At 65.6% G+C, this 20,226-nt stretch carries 17 protein-coding genes; 9 read left to right on the forward strand and 8 right to left on the reverse strand.

Annotated elements, in window-relative coordinates; translation table 11 throughout:
• Positions 1 to 66: 66 nt before the first annotated feature.
• On the forward strand, positions 67 to 741 hold the full coding sequence (locus tag E0E39_RS11450) for a fructose-6-phosphate aldolase (protein WP_130874856.1): 675 nt from the start codon (positions 67 to 69) through the stop codon (positions 739 to 741).
• A gap of 63 nt (positions 742 to 804) precedes the next feature.
• On the opposite strand, the gene E0E39_RS11455 is transcribed toward E0E39_RS11450, so the two are convergent.
• A complete protein-coding gene (locus E0E39_RS11455; RefSeq protein ID WP_130874857.1) occupies positions 805 to 1,626 on the reverse strand; it encodes a helix-turn-helix domain-containing protein in 822 nt (273 codons plus the stop codon).
• Between the two features lie 35 nt (positions 1,627 to 1,661).
• On the opposite strand from E0E39_RS11455, the gene E0E39_RS11460 reads away from it, so the two are divergent.
• From E0E39_RS11460 to E0E39_RS11475, 4 genes are all read left to right on the forward strand, one after another.
• Positions 1,662 to 2,204 carry a TIGR03086 family metal-binding protein gene (locus E0E39_RS11460; protein WP_165444762.1) on the forward strand — a complete coding sequence of 181 codons (543 nt, stop codon included), beginning with the start codon at positions 1,662 to 1,664 and terminating at the stop codon, positions 2,202 to 2,204.
• Positions 2,205 to 2,620: 416 nt separating this feature from the next.
• Positions 2,621 to 3,244 carry a hypothetical protein gene (locus tag E0E39_RS11465; protein WP_130874859.1) on the forward strand — a complete coding sequence of 208 codons (624 nt, stop codon included), beginning with the start codon at positions 2,621 to 2,623 and terminating at the stop codon, positions 3,242 to 3,244.
• Between the two features lie 540 nt (positions 3,245 to 3,784).
• Positions 3,785 to 4,132: a transposase family protein gene (locus E0E39_RS11470; RefSeq protein WP_207302482.1), complete on the forward strand. Its 348-nt coding sequence runs from the start codon at positions 3,785 to 3,787 to the stop codon at positions 4,130 to 4,132.
• Positions 4,133 to 6,064: 1,932 nt separating this feature from the next.
• Positions 6,065 to 6,982 carry a trypsin-like serine peptidase gene (locus E0E39_RS11475; protein ID WP_165444763.1) on the forward strand — a complete coding sequence of 306 codons (918 nt, stop codon included), beginning with the start codon at positions 6,065 to 6,067 and terminating at the stop codon, positions 6,980 to 6,982.
• A gap of 54 nt (positions 6,983 to 7,036) precedes the next feature.
• On the opposite strand, the gene E0E39_RS11480 is transcribed toward E0E39_RS11475, so the two are convergent.
• A complete protein-coding gene (locus E0E39_RS11480) occupies positions 7,037 to 9,832 on the reverse strand; it encodes a cation-translocating P-type ATPase (protein WP_130874861.1) in 2,796 nt (931 codons plus the stop codon).
• A gap of 85 nt (positions 9,833 to 9,917) precedes the next feature.
• Here E0E39_RS11480 and E0E39_RS11485 point away from each other — a divergent pair, with 85 nt between their 5' ends.
• Together E0E39_RS11485 and E0E39_RS11490 are read left to right on the forward strand one after the other, a co-directional pair.
• Positions 9,918 to 10,370: a MarR family winged helix-turn-helix transcriptional regulator gene (locus E0E39_RS11485; RefSeq protein WP_130874862.1), complete on the forward strand. Its 453-nt coding sequence runs from the start codon at positions 9,918 to 9,920 to the stop codon at positions 10,368 to 10,370.
• A 577-nt stretch (positions 10,371 to 10,947) separates the two neighbouring features.
• Positions 10,948 to 11,652: a class I SAM-dependent methyltransferase gene (locus E0E39_RS11490; RefSeq protein ID WP_130874863.1), complete on the forward strand. Its 705-nt coding sequence runs from the start codon at positions 10,948 to 10,950 to the stop codon at positions 11,650 to 11,652.
• A gap of 217 nt (positions 11,653 to 11,869) precedes the next feature.
• Here the strand turns inward: E0E39_RS11490 and E0E39_RS11495 are convergent, their stop codons facing one another.
• The 6 genes from E0E39_RS11495 to E0E39_RS11520 form a co-directional block, all read right to left on the reverse strand.
• The gene (locus tag E0E39_RS11495; RefSeq protein WP_130874864.1) at positions 11,870 to 12,739 is read right to left on the reverse strand and encodes an NAD-dependent protein deacetylase of SIR2 family; all 870 of its coding nucleotides are present in this window, start codon (positions 12,737 to 12,739) and stop codon (positions 11,870 to 11,872) included.
• Positions 12,736 to 13,551 carry a macro domain-containing protein gene (locus E0E39_RS11500; protein ID WP_130874865.1) on the reverse strand — a complete coding sequence of 272 codons (816 nt, stop codon included), beginning with the start codon at positions 13,549 to 13,551 and terminating at the stop codon, positions 12,736 to 12,738. The genes E0E39_RS11495 and E0E39_RS11500 overlap by 4 nt, the downstream gene beginning before the upstream one ends.
• A gap of 67 nt (positions 13,552 to 13,618) precedes the next feature.
• Positions 13,619 to 14,488 (reverse strand): sensor histidine kinase, encoded by an 870-nt coding sequence (locus E0E39_RS11505; protein WP_130874866.1) that lies wholly within the window; start codon positions 14,486 to 14,488, stop codon positions 13,619 to 13,621.
• Entirely contained in the window at positions 14,485 to 15,180 is a 696-nt protein-coding gene (locus tag E0E39_RS11510; protein ID WP_130874867.1) for a response regulator transcription factor, read from the reverse strand. The genes E0E39_RS11505 and E0E39_RS11510 overlap by 4 nt, the downstream gene beginning before the upstream one ends.
• Entirely contained in the window at positions 15,177 to 15,758 is a 582-nt protein-coding gene (locus E0E39_RS11515; protein WP_130874868.1) for a DUF3060 domain-containing protein, read from the reverse strand. The genes E0E39_RS11510 and E0E39_RS11515 overlap by 4 nt, the downstream gene beginning before the upstream one ends.
• Positions 15,759 to 15,878: 120 nt before the next feature.
• Positions 15,879 to 16,568 carry a hypothetical protein gene (locus tag E0E39_RS11520; protein WP_130874869.1) on the reverse strand — a complete coding sequence of 230 codons (690 nt, stop codon included), beginning with the start codon at positions 16,566 to 16,568 and terminating at the stop codon, positions 15,879 to 15,881.
• A gap of 161 nt (positions 16,569 to 16,729) precedes the next feature.
• Here E0E39_RS11520 and lplAB point away from each other — a divergent pair, with 161 nt between their 5' ends.
• On the forward strand, positions 16,730 to 17,779 hold the full coding sequence (gene lplAB / locus E0E39_RS11525) for a lipoate-protein ligase LplAB (protein ID WP_130874870.1): 1,050 nt from the start codon (positions 16,730 to 16,732) through the stop codon (positions 17,777 to 17,779).
• Between the two features lie 161 nt (positions 17,780 to 17,940).
• Positions 17,941 to 20,139, forward strand: a complete 2,199-nt coding sequence (locus E0E39_RS11530; protein ID WP_130874871.1) for a hypothetical protein — start codon at positions 17,941 to 17,943, stop codon at positions 20,137 to 20,139.
• Positions 20,140 to 20,226 lie beyond the last annotated feature (87 nt).

The raw sequence follows: 20,226 nt of genomic DNA on the forward strand, positions 1-20,226 counted from the left end.
CGTGGTCACACAGCACTGCTGAACATTGGATGCAGTGGTGGCGGGCCCGGCGTTAGGGTGTGCGCCATGGACATCCTGTTCGACACGGCCAATCTCGACGACATCGAGAGGCTGACCCCGATCTACCCCGTCACAGGCGTGACGACCAATCCCACGATCCTCAAGGCCGAGGGCAGGGTCGACTTCTACGCGCACTTCCGCCGGATCCGGGAGATCATCGGCCCGGATCGCACCCTGCACGTGCAGGTCCTCGCGAAGGACACCCGGGGCATGATCGACGATGCCCACAAGCTGTTGGACAGGATCGACGACAGGGTCTACCCCAAGATCCCCACCACCGAGGCCGGTATCGCGGCCATGCGGCACCTGAAGGCCGAGGGGGTCAGGGTCACCGCTACCGCGATCTACTCCAAGACCCAGGGATTCCTGGCGATCGCGACCGGGGTCGACTACTTGGCGCCGTACTACAACCGGATGCAGTCGCTCGACATCGACACCCGCGGCACCCTGGAGGCCCTCGCCGGTTTCATCCGCCGATTCGATGCCCCCAGCAAGATCATGGCGGCGAGTTTCAAGAACGTCTCCCAGGTCTCCCACGCGCTCGAAGCGGGGGCCGACGCGGTGACGCTGTCGCCGAAGCTGCTGCGCGTCGCCCTGTCGGCGCCGGGCATCGAGGCCGCCGTCGACACCTTCATCGACGACTGGGAGAAGATCTACGGCACCCGCTCGCTGCCCGAGTGAGGCGAGTTCTCGGCTGTTCTTCGCATCTTCGCCGGGGCTGATCCGCGCGGGGCGGCGTGGAGGTCATTCGGTTCCGCGCTGCCGGGCATAGGTGGCCGGCGTGATTCCGGTTGCCGACCGGAAATCGCGTTGGAAATGGGCCTGGTCGGAGTATCCGAGGGAGGCTGCCAGGTCCGCGAGGGCCTTCTCCCCGGATAGCTGCCAGGACGCCTCGTGGAGCCGCCTGCGGCGGATCAGCCATTTCGGTGTCAGTCCGATTCGTTTCGCCGCCAGGCGTTGCAGCGCTCGTTCGTTCATGCCGAAGCGTTCGCAGATCTGGGATACCCGCTGGATGGTGGGGTCGTTCTCGACGGTGCGGACGATGGTGTTCACCGCGAGGCCCTCGGGATCCACCGGGGCCAGTTTCCGCAGTGCGGTTTCCATCACCGCGATGGCGGATTCCCGGGCGGCCGGGTCATCGGGGTGGGTCATGCTGGCCCGGATGTCGGCAACCAGTCGGGGAACCTCCTCCAGGGTGGAGTTCTGGAGGTCGATCTGCCCGTCGACCAGGGTTGAGACGTCCGCCCCGATCAGCTGTCGCCCGACGGCGGGTTGCAGCATCGCCCCGATGGTCCAGCCCCGGCCGGTGAGTCTCTTGGTGGCGAGCCCGCTGGTGGGGCCGATCAGGCTGGCGTGATCAGCGTCGACCGTGATGAGGCAGACCGGGTATTGCAGGACTCGCTGGATCGACTCCCGTCCGGGAGCGAGATCCCACACCGGCACCCAGAAACGCCGCACCACGTCCGCCAGGCCGGCCCGGGGTGCGAAGCGGTACACCGGTGGACTGAAGCCGCGGTCGCCGGCGAGGTGGGCCCGTTCCCGGAAGGATGTGTCGTATTCGTTCAATACTTCCTCCCTCTCCGCCGATCACACTAGCGTCCATGGATACCCGAATCACGCAATTCCTCGGCCACGTCGACACCTTCACCCGGCGGATCGCGAACCTCGATGCCGATTGCTGGGAGAGCCCGAGTCCCTGCGAGGGGTGGACCGCGAAGGAAGTCCTCGACCACGTCGTCGACACCCAGCGCGACGTCTTCGGCAAGCAAGGTCTGGAGCTGGGTCCTCGCCCGGAGGGCGTGCCACACGAGGTTTGGACTGCGCACGCGGCCGCCGTGAGGTCAGCGGCAGCCGACGAGGAAACGTTCCTGGCCACCTACGATTCCTTCTTCGGGCCGACCACCCTGGCCGACACGCTGCTGAGCTTCTACTGCTTCGACCTGATCATCCACGCCTGGGACATCCACCGGGCCTTCGGAAACGACCTCGATCTCACATCCGCAGAGCTGGATCTCCTGGAGACCTGCATCCGGTCGTGGGGTGAGGTCCTGTACCGGGAGGGAATCTGCAAACCTCCCGTCGAGGTCCCCGGCACCGCTGACCGCCAGACCCGACTGCTGGCTCTGACGGGTCGCCGCCGCTGACGCGTACTCCGCCCGAGACGCCGGGTCGTGAACTTGGAGGATCACATCGGGAAACAAATTGAATCGCATCCGCTGGCCCCAGCAGGAGGGGTGGTTCTCACGAAACTTGAAGGCTTGTTCACAGCCTCTCCGAAACTGGTTGATCCGGACCGCGACGAAGTAGCAGGCCGGTTCAACCGGTTACCGTCCCCCGAGACCTTGGCCACAACCCCTCGCCAGAAGATTGCGCTGACCGGCGCCCCACCTGTGAATAAGCCTCAGTGTTTGTGACAGTAGAGGTCTACTACCATATCGATTCGCTGGATGCGGAGTATCCATATGACATCGTGACCTATGGTTTCAGGGTATGAGGGTGTGCGCTGGGAGGTGCGATCGTGCGGGTAAGTGATCTGGTGGGCGAGGAGCACGAGTGCGCAGTGCGAGTCCTGCTTCCAGTCCGTGGCGCCGCGGGGCGGTGGCATTTCTGGAAGGACGTCGTCGATTCCGTAGAGATTGACGGGGAGGTGTATTGGGAACATATCTGCGACAGAGCGCCGGAGCTGGTGGATGCTCCATACGGGGACTTGTCCGACCAGACGGCAGGGACGCTCGTCGATGCTCTTGCGCAGGGACGGGACGGTGAGTGCTACTTTGCCCTCTGGAAGGGCTACGGGGAGAACAGCACCATGACGAGCGCGCCCTTGGACGTGCCGGCGTGGGTGCCGCCTCTCGTGCGTCACCTGTCGTTGATCCCGGACAGCAGAGGCGATCTTCCGGGCATCCCGCGGGATGTCGTTTTGATCCACGAGCCGCTGTCATGGCTTACCCGCGATCTCCCCATACCAGTGCAGCAATGCCCGCTGATGATCCTGCCCCAAGACCGCAGCTTTGTCACGGCATGTCCGATCTACCACGACTCGGTGTATATCGGCTGCACAACGACACTGAGGGACTCCCTACTGGCCGCCAAGCTCGACAGTTATCCGATCGAACTCAGCAGCATGATCCGCGGAACCATTGACTGGCAACCCCCGGACCTAGTCAACGCCGAGAAGAACTGAGGATGACCGCCCCAATGGCCCGGCGCGGTGGCCGGGGAATGCGCTGAAGTTTCTAGGTTTCTAGAGCTTGAGGCTTTGTCAGAATGATGCTTATTCATAGGGGTGTTTTGAGCTTCCCCCAACTAACGCTTTACCCGAGGGGGACGCGAGGGCGGCTTGCCCGATCTGAGACAATCAAAGCGTCCTACCACAAAGACTCTCAGGTGAAAGACAGGCCGCTGCCATGAACACTACCACAAGCCTTGACCGTGACCAGATCCTTGACCTGTGCGAACTGATCCACACATCCCGTTCCGGAAACCTTCCCCCGGCAGGGTCCCGTACCCTGGGCTTGTTCCGCTGCATCCAGGTCACTCTCCTGACGCTCAGGCACAATCTCACCCAGAAGTTGCTGGCCGACATCCACACGGTCTCCCAAGCCACGATCTCACGAGTGGTGGCCGTCTACACCCCCCTGATCACCGAAGCCCTCCAAGCCTGGATACCTGAGGTGGAAGATCCTCGACCCGGACCGCCAGTACATCATCGACGGTACCCTTGGTGTCCTGCTGGTCGTGGTACAAGCACCCCGAACTGTACTCAGGCAAACACCGCACGACGGGGGTGAACCTGCAGGTGGCCTGCACCCTGGCCGGACACCTCGCCTGGATCTCCCCACCTCTGCCGGGCAGTGTTCATGATGCGAAGGCCATCACAGAGTCCGGATTCCTCACAACCCTTGATGCCGCGATGCATATTGGGGACAAAGGCTATGTCGGGTTGGGAATGATCACCCCCACCAAGAAACCCGTCCATGGTGAACTCACAGACACCGATAAAAGAAACAACACAACCATCAACCGTGTCCGTTATCTGATTGAGCGTGTCATCGCGAACCTCAAAACCTAGCGCGTCCTCCACACCGATTACCGCCGCCCCTACAACACCTTCGAAACCACAATACAAGCCGTCACCGGACTCATCTTCGCCTACACCCCATGAATAAGCCTCAGTGCACTCACCCCTGAGATCCTCACCCTGATGACGGGGTCTCAATGAAGTCCGGTCTGGAAGACCGAAACAATGCATCTCGGCGCCTGGGAGTCCTCCACAGATGACCATGCGTCTCAATGAAGTCCGGTCTGGAAGACCGAAACAATGGCTCGCCTCGGAAGGCGGGCCTGACAAGGAACTTTACCAGCCTCTGCGAGCGCTCCGCCCCACAGACCCCCGCAACAACACCCTGTTGAGTTGTCAGGGGGGCAAAACACCTAGTCAAACCCCTGCGAGCGCTCCCTAGGGGAGACGACACGACCGGAGGTCTCGCAGCGACTCACACCACCACGGGCCCCTCGTCGGGCAACCTGCACGGCATCCCCAAGCATAACGGCACCCGTCGAGACGAAACCATCCCGGCAGCCTCCCCCGCACAGATGCCACACAGAAAACGAGAAGAACAACTTACCCATCACACCTGATCACGGACAAGACTTGCAGCACTGTTCATGACAGCTGCCTGGTTTTCCTCTGAAACTCTTTTACTCGACACCCTGAGGATCATTCACAGTTAAAGCGCCGGCCGACACATTCCTCTGGCAAGGAGGTTGTAACCAAGATCCCGAAGGGTGAAAACCGGCCGAGCCTACCCCTCTGCGAGCTGGCCGCCTCAAAACCCCTGGCCCTGGTGGTTTCGACACGGACCGCTCCTCCGTCACGGTCCGGCCCAACCAGTTTCGAAGAGGCTGTTGATAAGCTTCCTGAGAAAGAAGCCTGCGGAACTCACGAAAGTCAGAACCGTCAGAGCCAACGCCCCCTGCCGATGGATCGCAACCTCCAATCAGATTCGCCGGAGCAATCACCGCCGGCGCCTCGCGCTTTCCAATACTCCCACGAATTGTTGAATACAAAATCATGGAGGCTTATTCATAGGGCCTCGGCTGGCCTGCTTCCCTTCCCGCAAGCTGACCCGACCAGTCCAACGTCCTATGAAGAAGCTTCCACGCGACCATACATTGAGGCTTACCCATAAGGTTGGGCTTATACATCCAGGGAAGACCCCGCGGCTTGCTGGCCCTAGTCGTGTTTTGCTGGGTTTATTCATGTTTGCTGGCTTCGCAGCGCAGGCAAACGTGAATAAGCCCAGTAAACCTGCGGTAAGACCAGCAAATCGCAGGACGACGCTGGGTGGGACGCTCCTATTCGTTGTCGGCCGGGGCAGATGTCCTGAGCAGAATCGCGGTTCCGCAGCACTCAACCCACTTCAACATGGGTTGTGAGGCGAATGTGGGTGTTGAGTGTCGCGGAACCCGGTCAACCCCCAGCCCACTGGGCGACCACGAGGCTTCCTCACAGAACATCGGTCAAGCTAGACCCCCTCTGGGGTGCTCCCCGCACAACGCTTGTCTTGTGGTTGAACGCCAGCACTATAGTGCTGGCGTTCAACCACAAGACAAGCGTTCCCGTCAGGAAGGCAAGCGAACTGCAGGTAAGCAAGCGGACTGCGGGGTGCTCTGGGCGGGAAGGCAAGCTCAATCTGCATCCTGTGAATAAACATCATGGATCCGCCGCGGCCACATGCCCGACGGAATCCCGACGCACCCGCGTCGCGTGCTTCGTCCCGCCGCACGGGATTTCCGCATCACGCACCTCCCACCTCGAAGCGCTCGCCGTGTCCGCTTGGAGGGACCGCCGGACACAGCGGCGCCACAGAGACCTGACCCGCCCCGAAAGACTTTCTTGACTTCACACTCGTCAACGCCTAGCGTCGCAGTGCCAAACCATTGCGCATGTGCCGACGTGAGGTTGATCAACGTGAAAAATTTCCGAAATTCAATTACATCAGTGGCCAAGGCGCTACTGGTAACCGTTGCCCTGCTGACCGCCTCATCCCCGGCCCTTCCCGCCGTGGCGGATGACGACCCGGACATGGAGACGACAGAGGTGGCACCGATCGGCATCGATTCCGCCGGGGATCCTCTATCATGGCAACCCGACAACGCGGAGGCCGCCGATTCGGCAGACTCTGAGGATTCCGTTCCCGGGAACAAACCGGATTCGGTCGAATCCGCTCCCGGAAGCGTCATCGCCGGGGACGGTCGGGTGCAGTTCACCGACACCACCACCTATCCGAACTCAGCCATCGTCTACATCACCAAGGACGGGAAGCCCCACTGCACGGGCTGGATGATCTCAGCGGACACGCTGGCCACCGCCGGGCACTGCGTGTACAGCTACGAGCGCGAGGAGTGGTTCTCAGGACTGGAGTTCAGCCCGGGAGCGAACGGCTCCGAACGCCCGTTCGAGACGGCGAAAGCGGTTCAGACCTGGACCGACGTCTCCTGGACGAAGAAAGGAAGCCCTCTGCTCGACTGGGGGCTGGTCAAGCTCGACAAACGGCTCGGGGAGCAGAGCGGTTGGTTCGGTTTCGCCTGGCGTTCCGGGGAGTACAAGGACACCAAGACCGAACTGCGTGGATACCCCTACGACAAGAATCCCGGAGAGCTCTGGGGCATGGGCGGAACGGTGGCGGTGAGCCGGGGCAACCAACTCTGCTACTCGATGGACACCTACTCCGCCCAGAGCGGGTCGCCCCTCTACATGCCCGACGGCGCCTTCGTCATAGGAATTCACGCCTACGGGAAAGACCCAGGACGATTCACCAGCCGCGAGTGCCCCAAGGAGTACAACGCCGGAACGAGAATCACCAAGGGGCTCTTCGAGTTGTTCCTCGACCTGAGGTCCCGGGTCGGCGTGGAGTAGACGGACCGGCATGGGTACCCCGGGCCCGATCGAATTCTTCGACCGGGCTTCGGGTCAGGAAGCAACGGTGAAGGTGCGCCGAAGCAGTTTGCCCGCCTCCTCGTAGAGCAGCACCACGAGGCCAGCGCCGATGGCGACGGCCCAGTGGATCCAGTCCAGCGGCGCCGTACCGAAGGCCGACTGCAGGAACGGCACCTCGACCACCAGCACCTGGAGCACCGTGACCAGCGCGAAGGATCCCCACAGCCAGGCGTTGCTGAACATGTGGGTGAAGGCACTTCCGGTATCGGAGCGGGAGTTCAGCGCGTTGAACAGCTGCATGAACACCAGGGCGGTGAACACGGTGGTGCGAGCGACCGCGAACTGCGTGTCGGGGGTGGCGAGACCCTCCAGGCCCCCGACGAGGCCACCGGGCAGGGTGAGGTCGTAGATCAGCAGGGCCAACAGTCCCATCACCAAGCCGACCCCGATGATCCGCTGCCACATGTGGGCGTCGATGATCCGGTCGGTCAACTTGCGGGGGCCGCGGCTCATGACGTCGTCGGTCTCCGGGTCGACACCCATCGCGAGGGCAGGTCCGGAGTCGGTGACGAGGTTGATCCACAGGATCTGCGTGGCCAGCAGCGGGACGACGGCGGCTGCGGGGTTGGCGGGATCCGCGAGGCCGATGAGCCCGCCGAGCAGGACCGCGAGGAACACCGTCGCCACCTCACCCATGTTGGAGCTGAGCAGGTAGCGCATGAACTTCTTGATGTTGTCGAAGATTCCGCGGCCCTGCCTGACGGCTGCGACGATGGTGGAGTAGTTGTCGTCGCCGAGGATCATCTCCCCGGCCTCCTTGGTGACCTCGGTGCCGGTGATGCCCATCGCGATCCCGATGTCCGCGGACTTCAGGGCGGGGGCGTCGTTGACGCCGTCACCGGTCATGGAGACGACCTGCCCGCCGGCCTGCAGCGCGTCGACGATCCGCAGCTTGTGCTCCGGGGAGACGCGGGCGTAGACGTCGACGTCCCGGACCGCCCGGTTCAGTTCCTCTTCCCCCATGGATTCGATCTCGCGACCGGTCAGCGCCCGGGAGGCCCCTTCCGTGATGCCGAGATCGGCGGCGATACGGGCGGCCGTGACGGGGTGGTCGCCGGTGATCATGACGGTGCGGATGCCCGCGCGGTGTGCCTCCGCGATGGCCTCGATGGCCTCCGGCCGCGGCGGGTCGATGATGGCGACGACGCCGAGGTGCACCAGGTCGCGTTCGGCGTCCTCCGTGAAGGTAGCGGGGTCCTGTTCGAGGGCGCGGCGGCGGGCGACGCCGAGCGTGCGGTAGCCCTCGGCACTCAGGCGTTCGATGTCCGCCTCGATCCGGGCGCGGCGTTCGTCGCTGAGAGGCACGATGTCGCCGCCGACCAGTTCGGCCGTGCAACGCTCCAGCAGCACGTCGGGGGCTCCCTTGGCGAACAGGCGCACGTGCTCGTCGGTGGTGCGGCGCCCGAGCACGGACATCATCTTGCGTTCGGAGGTGAACGGCACCTCGCCGATGCGTTCCCACGCCCCGATCCGCTCGGGCACGCCGTCGAGTTTGTGCTGGGCCACGAGGAAAGCCGCCTCGGTGGGGTCGCCCTGGACCTCCCACGTGCCGTTGACCTCGGCGAGCTGCGCGTTGTTCGCCAGGGCGCCCGCCGCGAGGGTGCGCTCGGCCTCGACCCGGGTCCGGGCCTCGTCGCCGGTGATGACGGCCTCCCCGACGGGCTCGTACCCGGTGCCGGTCAGCTCGACCCGCCCGGAGGGGGTGACGATCTCGCGGATCGTCATCTCGTTCTTGGTGAGGGTGCCTGTCTTGTCGGAGGCGATCACGGAAACCGAGCCGAGGGTCTCCACCGAGTGGAGGTCCTTCATGACGGCGTTGCGGCGCGCCATGGCCTGCACGCCGATGGCGAGCACCAGCGACAGGATCGCGGGCAGGCCCTCCGGCACGGCGGCCACCGCCAGGGAGACACCGAGCAGCAGGATCTCGACGGCCTCGTGGAAGGAGGAGACGCCGTTGGCGGCGGCGACCACGATCATGACCACAACGGCGATGCCGATGACGAGAACGCCCAGGGTCCTGGATATCTGGGCAATCTCGCGCTGCAGCGGGGAGGGTTCGTCGGTCGTCTCGTCCAGCAGGGTGGCGATGTGCCCCATCTCGGTGTCCATGCCGGTGCCGGTGACGACGGCCCGTCCCACGCCGCGCGCGACGGCGGTGCCCTTGAACACCATGTTGTGTCGGTCCCCCAGGGATCCGAGTTCCGGAAGCGGGGCCACGGTCTTGGTGACCGCCTCCGACTCGCCGGTGAGCGATGCCTCCTGCACCTGCAGCGAGGACGCGCTGATCAGGCGCGCGTCGGCGGCCACCGCATCGCCCTCCCCCAGCACCAGGACATCGCCGGGCACGAGGTCGGCGGCGGGTAGCGTCACCAGCTTGCCGTCGCGCAGCACCGTCGCCCGGGCAGCCGTCATGTCCGCCAGGGTGGCGACGGCGTCGGCGGCCCGGTTCTCCTGCACGAAACCGAGGATGGCATTGGCCAGCACGATCAGCAGGATGACGACGACGTCGATGGGCAGGCCGCTGGCTCCTTCGAGGACCCATGCCGCCAGCGAGATGGCCATGGCCCCGAACAGCAGGTAGACCAGCGGGTCGGCGAACTGCTTCAGGAAACGCCGCCAGGCGGCCTCCCGCGGCTGGGAGCGCAGCTCGTTGGGGCCGTGGCTCGCCAGGCGCGAGGCGGCCTCCGCCGAGGACAGCCCGGTCCCGGGGTCGACCCCGGCGGCGCTCAGCACCTCGTCGGCGGTGTGGATGGCGGGTGAGGTGGTCATGGTTCCTCGCTGGATTCCGGAACGGATCGATGATTTACTTTGATGCTACCAACTATTTGTGCGAGGACAACCCGGGAGGCAGGCCATGCGCACCGACGCGGACGAGACCGTCGCCGATCTCCACCGGCTCTTCTCCGGGCTCATCCGGTTGGCCAGCCGGATGCGACTGCGAAACGCCATGCACCCCAACGTCCGCAACCTGGCCCAGACCGATGTCTGGTTGCTGTCCCATTTGGCGGCGACGGGACCGGCGCGGATGTCCGCGCTGGCCGAGTGGCAGGCCGTCGACCCTTCGACGATGACCGCCCAGGTCAAGCACCTCGAACGCGCCGGGCTCGCCCGACGCCACACCGACCCCACCGACCGGCGGGCCAGCATCGTGACCCTGACCAAGGAGGGGGAGACGGTGTGCGACGAGATCCGCAGGGGGGCCTCTGCTTTCTTCGCCGACCTCCTGTCCGGCTGGACCCCGGAGCAGCGCCGCGAGCTGATCGAGTCGATGACCCGGCTGAGCGCCGCCCTGGAGGAGCACCTTTGAACCAGCATGAGGCGTAAGGCGCGGAAGGGCGTACAACTGTGAGCGATGACCCCGGGTCTCGGCGTCTCGCCACTTCAGCGGCCCGGGCGTGACGCAGCCCAGGAAAAGAACGGATCAGAAGTCCTTTGCAGGGGAATCACCTGAAATCCGGGAGCTGACAGATTCAGTGCGCACTTTTATTGCAGACGATCCGGAAGATCTATATAGTGAACCGGCTTCGCCGGTCGCCATGACCGGACGCCCTGAAGGAGTGGCTGAAATGAAGTCTTCGAGGTCTTGAGATTTCCGACAGAAAGGTAGTGGGGGCTGATGACATCGTCACAACAGCATTCGGCGGGGTGGGACGCGTGACGGAGCATCCGCCCACACGGCTGGCATTTCGCCAGCTCGCCACAGCTATCAATCCCTGTGCCACCGAAGGCGAGGTTCCAGGCGTCATGACCATGCTCGGCGGCCATGCTTCCATCACAGAGGTCGGTCACGTGATCGGGTCGGCCGGGCCGCTTGCCGTCACCGGGCCGACACCCGCTTCCCTCGCCACGATCGGGCGAGCAGAGCGGAGGGAAGGGGTGTCCCGATGATCATCATTTCGACCGTTGTTGCGGTTCTGATCGCCTGTCGGCTGCTTCTGAAGCATCTGGCAGCGCAGTCCGAGCACCCCACGGGGCGGATCGGCGTGTGGATGATGAGGCTCTGGAACAGGACCCATCTGCCCATGACCGAATGGGCACTTTCCCAGTTGCCCCAGCGGTCCTTCGAGAACATCTTGGACACCGGTGTCGGCAACGGCGCTTCAACGGCACTGCTCCACCGCTGTTTCCCGGGGAGCAGGATCATCGGAATCGACATCTCGGAGGAGGCCATCACGCAGGCCGGAAGGAACAGGACCAACGGAGTCTTCTTCGACCGGAAGGACGTCGAGGACACCGGATATCCGGGAGATTCATTCGATTTGATCTGTGCTTTCCAGACCCATTTCCACTGGGCGTACCTGGACAATTCTCTGCGTGAACTGAGGCGCCTCATGACCGATGACGGGCTGCTGATCATCGCCTGCGAGCAGAAGAAGATCTCCTACCACCTGCCTCGTCTGGAGAATGACGACGATCTGCGCTCCTGGTTGGAGGACCTCGGCCTGAACCTGACCCGGACCGCAAGAAGATCAGGCTGGGTTGCGTACACGGTCGAGAAGCTCCCCCAGCGATCCGCGCGAACGGCTGAGCAGGTGTCCCGTGAACGACGTCTCGCGACTCGCGAATTCCCTGAGCCAACTCTGCGATGAGTCGATGAGCACAGCGCCGCAAGGGAGTGCGGCTTGTACCGGGAGACCTGTTCACAGGCGGGGCAGCCGCCGCTGCACTCCTTGGTCAGGGATGCATGTGAGGGGGTCGTGGTCAGGGCCTCGAGGGGTGGGAGCCGGCTGAGGCGGCCTGCTCCTTCGTCGCGGTCCGGCTCAACCAACTTCGGAAAGGCTCTGAACAAGCCTCCGTGAAACCGATTCATCCACCCGTCAGCATTTCGATCGCCTCGTCGGCTCCCACCGGGAGGGATGCGGAGATCCCGGCGAGGCGTTCCGGCACCCCCGGGTGTCCCGGGTTGATTCGGATCAGCCGGGCGTTGGGCAGCGTCCCCGCGATGTCCTCGACGGGCCAGCGCACCACGGCCGGGGTGTTGAACCCGGCCCCGAACTCGATCACCGCCACCTTCTCGTCTCCCCGGGCGGCATCCGCCAGCCAGGCGTTCGCCGCATCGGCGCCGGGAAGGAAATGGTCGTTGATGTACCAGCTTCCCGCGTAGACGTTGAGGCTGACCGGGCCTCCGCAGTTGGGGCAGGCCGGCACCGCGGAGGTCTCGCCGGTGGTTTCGTCGTAACTTTCCAGGGCCCTGCGGATGATCGGTTCGGATTCCCACACCTGCCGGGTGCAGGGGGTCAGGCACTGGTAGAGCCCGTAGTCGCCCTGCGGGGTGAACTGCCGTCCGGGATCGAAACCGTTGCGGATGAAGAGCTGGTCGACGTTCGAGCTCAACACGAAGCAGTCACGCTCCCCCGCCAGTTCCCGCAGGCTCCGGTAGAGGGGCGAGGGTTCCCTCCCGAACCGGATGTCCGAGGTGTGAACGGCCCAGAAACCCCACTGGAGGCCGGGTGGGAGGGGCTGCCCGATCATTTCGTAGCGGGCCTTGAACCCGAGCCCTCTCAGGGCCGGGAACAGTTCGGCGAAACGCGCCTGGTCCGTGTAGTCGAATCCGGCGGCGGCGGAAAGCCCGGCGCCGGCGCCGATGAACACCCGGTCGGCCTCGTGGAACCATTCGACGGCCTCGGTGCGGGTCAGGTGCCCGGGGACCAGTTCGCGGGGAGTGTTGGGTCTCACCGGTCGACCTCCGTCAAGGCCTCCCGGTGGATGGCCAGGTCGGTTTCGGTGAAGGCGCTGACGATCGGCCGGACGGTGGTGCCGGGATGCCCGGCCAGCCAGTCGCGGATGGTGGTGAGCGCCACGACGGCCGCGTCACGTTTCGGATAGCCGAAAACCCCGGTGGAGATGGCGCAGAAACCCACCGTGGACAGGCCGCGCCCGTGGCAGGCATCGAGGATGCTGCGATAGCAGGAGGCCAGCAGCCCGGCGTCCCGTTCCGAGGGGGCGTCTGCCTCGACGACGGGACCGACGGTGTGGGCCACGAATCGCGCGGGCAGGTGGTATCCGGGTGTGAGAGTCGCGGTTCCCGTGGGTTCCGGATGCCCCCGGGCGCGGATGTGTTCGTGGCAGGCCAGCCGCAGGGCGGGACCTGCGACGCGGTGGATGGCGTTGTCGATGCACGCGTGTCCCGGGATGAAGCACCCCAGCATCCGGGAGTTCGCGGCGTTGACGATCACGTCGGCCGCGAGCCGGGTCAGGTCGCCACGCCAGATGACCAGGTGCCGGGCGAAACCCGAATCGCCGCAGGGTTCCAGGACCTCCGCGTCCTGGCGGGGAAGCGACGCGGCACGAGCGGCCAGCAGCTCGTCGAGCCGTTCCGTGATCCCCCCGGGGATCGGCGCCGGTTCCCGCACGGTCAGCAGCGCATCCAGCACCTGCCCCGATGCGCCGGGATCCCCCACCAGCCGGTCGCGCACCTCGCCGGCCTGCTCCGCCGGGAGCTCGTCGATGAAGTAGTCCAGGACTTCCTGCGGGACGGAGGGATTCACGCCTGCTCCTTCTCGTGATCGTTCTCGGGGTTCCAGCATGGCACCACCGGCTCCTCCGCCGCACCCGTCAGAGCAGCGGCAGGCGCATCCTGACCGTGGTTCCCCGGCCCTGGATGGAACTCAGTTCGCAGGAACCACCGAGCCTGCGCAGCACCGCCGCCACCATCGGCAATCCCAGGCCGTTGCCGGGAATGTGCCGGACCTCCTTGGAGCGGGCCAGTTCACCCCAGACCTGGTCCACCTCGGAGGCCGGAATGCCGCGTCCCGTGTCGGAGACGTCCACCACCACGTGCCCGCGATCCTCCATGCCGCGCACCTCCAGCGTCGCCCCCGGTGAGGAGTACTTCACGGCGTTGCCCACCACGTTGTAGATGGCCAGGAACACCAGGTCACGGTCGCCGCGCACCGGGGGCAGGGGACGCGGGGCCCGGGGGAGGGCCACCACCACCTCGCGGTCGCCGGGCACCACGGTTTCGATCACCTCGGAGACCACCTCCGCGACGTCCACCGGTTCGTCGGCCACCGGGTAGGAGTCGATCTCGCTGATCTTGCGGAGCTCCGCCACCAGCGACGCCAACCGGTCGACCTGCGCCCGCATGGATTCCGCGAGCGCCGGGTCCCGCACTTCTCCGAGCCCCACGCGCAGGGCCATGAGGGGATTCTTCAGTTCGTGGTCGAGGCGCCCCACGAAGGTGCGGTGGGCCTCCCTGGCCTCCGCCCTGACGCCTTCCGTGGCCTCCTCGAGGACCCGGCCGTTCCTGCTTCGGCGCCACCTCAGCGTCAACGCCGCGACCAGCACACTCGCCCCCGCGAGCAGTGGTAGTGCCCACAGCTCGACGCCCACCTTGAACATCTGGGTCGCCCCCGCGACCCGCATCCCGGCGGCGACGAGTGCCCCGATCAGGGCGACCGCCCAGGCCCACACCGGTTTCCTCACGCGGCGCGCACCTCGGGGTGGAAACGGTACCCGACCCCCTGAACGGTGTCGATGACCTCGAGTCCCCGGGCTCCCAGCACCCTGCGGAGTTCGGCGACGCGATGATCGACGGCGCGGGTGGTGATCGCGAACTCCACCCCCCAGACCTGTTCCAGGAGGTGGTCTCGGCTGAAGGTCTCTCCGTGGTGGACCATCAGGTACTCCAGCAGCGCGAGGGCCTTCGGGGTCAGCTGCACCGCATGACCCCGCGCGGTGACCGTCTTGGCCAGCCGGTCGAGCTCCAGGCCGCCTCCCCGGATGCGCGAGGCGTGGGTGAGGGTCCGGCCCAGCTGGCCCCGCCGCAGGACCGCCCGGATCCGGGCCACCAGCTCGGCGGGGTCGAAGGGTTTGTTGAGGTAGTCGTCGGCCCCTTTTTCGAGGGCGTCGGCGCGGGTGCCGGACTGCCCGACACCGGTCAGCAGGATCACGGGGGTCCAGTCCCCTCCCCTGCGCAACCTGGCCAGCACCTCCCGCCCGTCGGCGCGGGGCATCAGCACGTCCAGGACGATCAGATCGGGGTGCTGTTTCCCGACCACGTCGAGGGCCGCCACTCCGTCGGCGGCGGTGAACGCGACGAACCCCGCCCGCTCCAGGGTGCGGGCGAGGTGGTCGCGGATCATGGGGTCGTCGTCGACGACCAGGACCGAGCTCACGAGATGGTGTTGCCGCTGCCCGTGTCGTTCTTCTTCTCGACGCCCTGGGAGGAGACGGTGTTGCCGCTGCCGCTGACCGTGACCTCGTCGAGGTCGTCCGGGACGGTGACGCTGTTGCCGCTGGATGTGATCTCCACGTCGTCGAGTTCCTGACCGACGACGACGTTGCTGCCGCCGGAGAGGATCACCTTGTCGGCGGACTCGAAGGTGACCTGGTTGCCGCTCCCGGTGATCTTGATGGTGTCGCAGTGTCCGCTGAGGGTCACCACATCGTTGCTGGCGGAGACGTTCGGGTCCCCGACGCAGGGCTTGTCGTCGCTGTCGCTCTTGCCGCCGTCGCTCTTGTTCTCAGCGCTGCTCTTGTCATCAGAGCCGCTGGCGCTCGCGGTGACGTTCACGTCGCCTCCGTTGCTGGCGGTGGCCGTGGCTCCGGCAGGCGGGTTGCTGGCCGCCTGGGTGGTCGTGACCGCCTGGGTGTTCCCTGCGGGTTTGGTCTCGGCACCTGCGGAGCAGGCGCTCAACCCCAGGGCCGTGACGGCGGTGGCGGCGAGGGCGATGCGGATCAGGTTGGTCTTCATGGTGTCTCCAGGGGGTGACTGGTTTAGGGAGCAAGCACATTGTGCCGGGTGAAAGATAGTCGTAGAACACCCACCCACCCAAAATCGGGGTCGGTTACGGGTGGGCAGGGTTGCGGGAGGTCAGTTGACGGCGTTTCCGGTTCCGGTGTCGCTGACCTTCCCGACGGTTCCGCTGACGGAAACGGCGTTTCCGACGCCGGAGAGGTAGGCCTCCTTGACGTCACCGTCGACGGTGACGCTGCTGCTCGAACCGCTGATCTCGAGGCGGGAGATGTCACCGCCCTGGGTGACGGCCCCCGTCTGCTTGATGGTCAGCCTGCCGACGGACTCGTAGTAGACGACGGCTCCCGTCGCATCGACGGTGATGGAGTCGCAGTGTCCGGAGAAACGAACCACCGAGCCGGTGTCCTTGACCACGGGGTCCTTGTTGCAGTCGACGGAGCGAGCGTTCTCGTTGCTGTCGTCGGAGTCGGAGCTTCTGGAGGTTTCACCGGGATCCACCGTGACGCCCGGAGCGGTCACACCACCGGGACCCACCGTGACACCCGGAGCCGACACCCCACCGGAACCCACCGTGACACCCGGAGCGGTCACGCCACCGGACCCGACCTTGACGTCGCCGGCTGTGTCGTCGCTGCTCTCCGACTGCTGGGAGGCCGGGGAATTGGTCTGGACGGGAGCCGATTGGGAACCGCCGTTGTTGATCGAGGCGTCCTGCGGTGTGGCCTCCACGCCTGCGGAGCAGGCGGCGAACCCGAGGCTTGCAACGGCGAGGACGGCGAGGGCGGTGCGGGTAAGGATGGTTTTCACGGCTGCTCCTTGGAAGAACTTGTTTCTCACTTGATGACTCAAGCTTGTCGGCTCCGGGCGTCGCGCGGCCCGTTCGTCGCAGGATTGCGACAAACGTTGTTCATGGGTCCCACGGACGCGATGACGCCACGTATCCGTTGATCTCCCGTAGGCTCCCCTACATGCATGGCGAGTACAAGGTACCGGATGGAAAACTGGTGGCGGTCGACCTCGACGTGGTCGACGGGAAGCTGTCCCGGGTGGTGGTCTCCGGGGATTTCTTCCTGGAACCCGACGAATCCCTCGACGACATCGTCCGGGCGCTGACCGGCCTGCCCCACACCTCGTCGGTCGCCGATCTGGCCGCCGCCATCAAATCCCATCTGCCGGAGGACGCGCGGCTGCTCGGTTTCTCCCCGGAGGCCGTGGGCATCGCGGTGCGCCGCGCGCTGGGACACGCCACGAACTGGGACGACCACACCTTCGACGTCATCGGTCCGGTCACCCTCGATCCAAGCCTGCACGTCGCCCTAGACGAGGTGCTGGCGGCGCGCATGGCCCGCGGCGAGATCGGCCCGTCGCTGCGGATCTGGGACTGGGACCGGCCCCTGGTGGTGATCGGTTCCTTCCAGAGCTACCGCAACGAGATCGACGAGGAGGGGCGTGAACGTCACGGCATCAACGTGGTGCGGCGCATCACGGGTGGTGGCGCGATGTTCATGGAGCCGGGCAACTGCGTCACCTATTCGCTGCTGGTTCCGGGTTCCCTGGTGGAGGGGCTGAGTTTCGAACGCAGCTACGAGTTCCTCGACCAGTGGGTGATGGGGGCTCTTGCGGAGCTGGGGGTGAAGGCCCGCTACGTGCCGTTGAACGACATCGCCTCCGACAAGGGCAAGATCGCGGGCGCGGCGCAACGCAGGCTGACCAGCGGCGTGGTGCTGCACCACGTGACGATGGCCTACGACATCGACGCGGACAAGATGCTCCAGGTGCTGCGCATCGGCCGGGAGAAGTTGTCGGACAAGGGAACGAAATCGGCGAACAAGCGCGTCGATCCGCTGCGTTCGCAGACCCGGCTGCCCCGCGACCAGATCATCGATTCCTTCCTGCAGCACTTCGAGTCCCGCTACTCCACGCGTCGCCGCGACTACACCGACGACGAGCTCGCGGCCGCCGCGGAACTGGTGAAGAGCAAGTTCGCCACCCCGGAGTGGACCCGCCGCATCCCCTGACCCGGTGGCCGCATCGGCAGAACCCGCGAATTCCCGCGGGACACCCCGCTGTGCTCCGCGACACCCCTTGTGACAGGCAGGTCTGGTCTCAGCGCAGCCAGAACGTAGAGTGTTGTGAACGATGTCCAATCGTGCCGTCAGTTCAGGAGACCGGAGCGGACATGGCCAAAACACGACATGGGAACACGAACAACCAGGAGTCGGCCCCGGCCCCGTCACCGAAACGGGAGGTGCTCGGGGGCGTCGCACAGCCCGCTGCGCCGCGAGAGTCGTCGCGGGAGAAGGAGGCCCTGCTGCCCGCTCCCCGGGACAGGGCGCCGCTCAAGAACGCTTGGCCGGAGTCCCGGAAAAGCACCTTCCCACCCGTGCCGTCCCCGTTCGCGCCGCCGCCGACCATGTGGCCGGAGCTGGCCGGGACCGCAGCACCCCAGAGGTCCCTCTCCACCATCCCGAAACGCCCCGACACCGGATCGGGCGACTCGCGTTCCGATTCACCTGACTCCCCGGGCGGACCGACGAGGGCCAATGGCCGGCTCCTGGCCTCCGTCGGCGAGCGCGCAGCGCTCCTGGCACGCCCGCCTGCACATCAGGCCGACGATGACGGCGAGGGGGAGCCCCGACGCGGGACGCTGACCGATGCGACCCCGGCCTACGTCTCGTCGTCCCCGCCCCATTCCCCTGACAAGTCCGGACCGTCTCGCGGGGAGGAGGAGCCGGAAATCTCGGCGACCGGCCCGGAGGGATCCGCGGAACTGGCCGAGAAACCCATCGAAACGCAGCCACTGCCCGGGGCGGAGGAGCCCGCGAGGGCCCGACCGGGCGATCCCGTCGAGCCGGCCACGGCCGCTTCCCACAGCGCACACCACGAAAGAGCACGTTCAGGTGATGCGTCGAAACCGTCCGAACTGTCCGAACCGTCCGGGAACGACGAGGTACCGAGAAAGCCCCGGGAGGTCGCTGACCCCCTTCCCCCGGAGAAGGCCCGACCCGAGACAGCCGACCCCGTCGCCACGCCGCTGCCCGGTGAACCGCCCGAACGACCCGCTGGGCCCGTCACCGACCAGGCCCCCACCCCGGGGGAACCAGCGACGACATCGACCACCGCCTCGGGATCCTCACGGCGCGCATCGGATCCCACGCAAGAGAGCAACCTCGCGGTCACTTCCCCCACCCACTCGCGGATCCGCAGCATTTCCCGAGGACACTGGGGGCTCACCTTCCTGTTCAGCCTCGGGATTCTCGTTCTGACCACGGTGCTGGTCATCGTCGCGTCCTCGATTCAGCAGTTCACCGTTTTCGGCGGTCTGCCGAACTCCGCCGCCCTGCTGGGACAGATCACCCGCACGTGGGAACAGCTCGCTACCGATGGATTCGCCCAGCTGCTGGCGATCATGCTCCCCGTGCCGCTCGCTCTCCTGGCCTCCCTCTACATCGCGTTCTCGATCCAGGGCAGCCGCAGCCCGGATCGCGACGTACACGTGACGAACGAGCAGATCGCCCTCCAGCAGATGCGGGAGGGAGTCGTCCTGATGCTGGCGGGCCTGACGGGGATGGTGCTCACCCTGGCGATCCCCTGGATCACGGAACGCGCCCCGCTCCTGCTCACCATACCCGTCGGCGGGGTGTTCACCTGTGGTTTCATGATTGCGATCCGGAGCCGGTCGTTGGAGAACGAACGGATGCGTCTGGCGCGCTCCACCCAGCAGGAGGCGGCCCTTTGCCAGAAGGGTGTCGAGGCAGCCGAGGCCCGCCTCCGGAAACTGGGAAAAGACCGTGAGCACCGTCCGGGTGAGAAGGGCCGGGACGAGAGGAAGACAAAGCCCGGTCGGGAAGCACTTCTGGGTCACACACGACGAAAGCTGCTGATGCGACATTTCATCATCGTGACCCTCCTCGCGGCCCTGAGCCCGATTCCCCTGACCTGGCATCTCGCGCACAACGTGACCACGGTCTGGGAGGTTGTGCTGTTCTACGTTCCGACCGTCCTGTGGATCAGGTTCTTCTGGGGATGCAGCTTCACCCTGATGCGGAAGGACGTGTTGGCCGAGGCCATGAAACCGGGAAACAACCGTCTGGCCCGGCTCGGCGCCTGGATGATGCGCACGACATTCGAGCTGCAGGTCACGCTCATCGCCCTGGGACTGATCATCCTGGTCTTCGTGCGACTCCCGGGGCTGTCCGAGTTGCCGTTCATCGTCATCTGCACGATCTGCTGGCACGTGGTTCTCGTGGTGGTTCGTTGGCTCTACCAGCAGTACAGCAGGACGGGTCGAGGCATCCAGCAGGTGGATCGCCGCCTGAAACTGATCAGGCTGCGACGAGAGGTCGCAGAGCTGCGCGCAGGGATCACACACCCCTGACCCGGAGGCCGCGCACCGGACAGCTCCGGCATGACCGATGTCGTGCGAACCGCGGTCGAGCCGATCGGTTTTCGACACACGCACGCG

The sequence above is a fragment of the [Pseudopropionibacterium] massiliense genome (assembly GCF_900607225.1).
GTDB lineage: Bacteria > Actinomycetota > Actinomycetes > Propionibacteriales > Propionibacteriaceae > Arachnia > Arachnia massiliensis.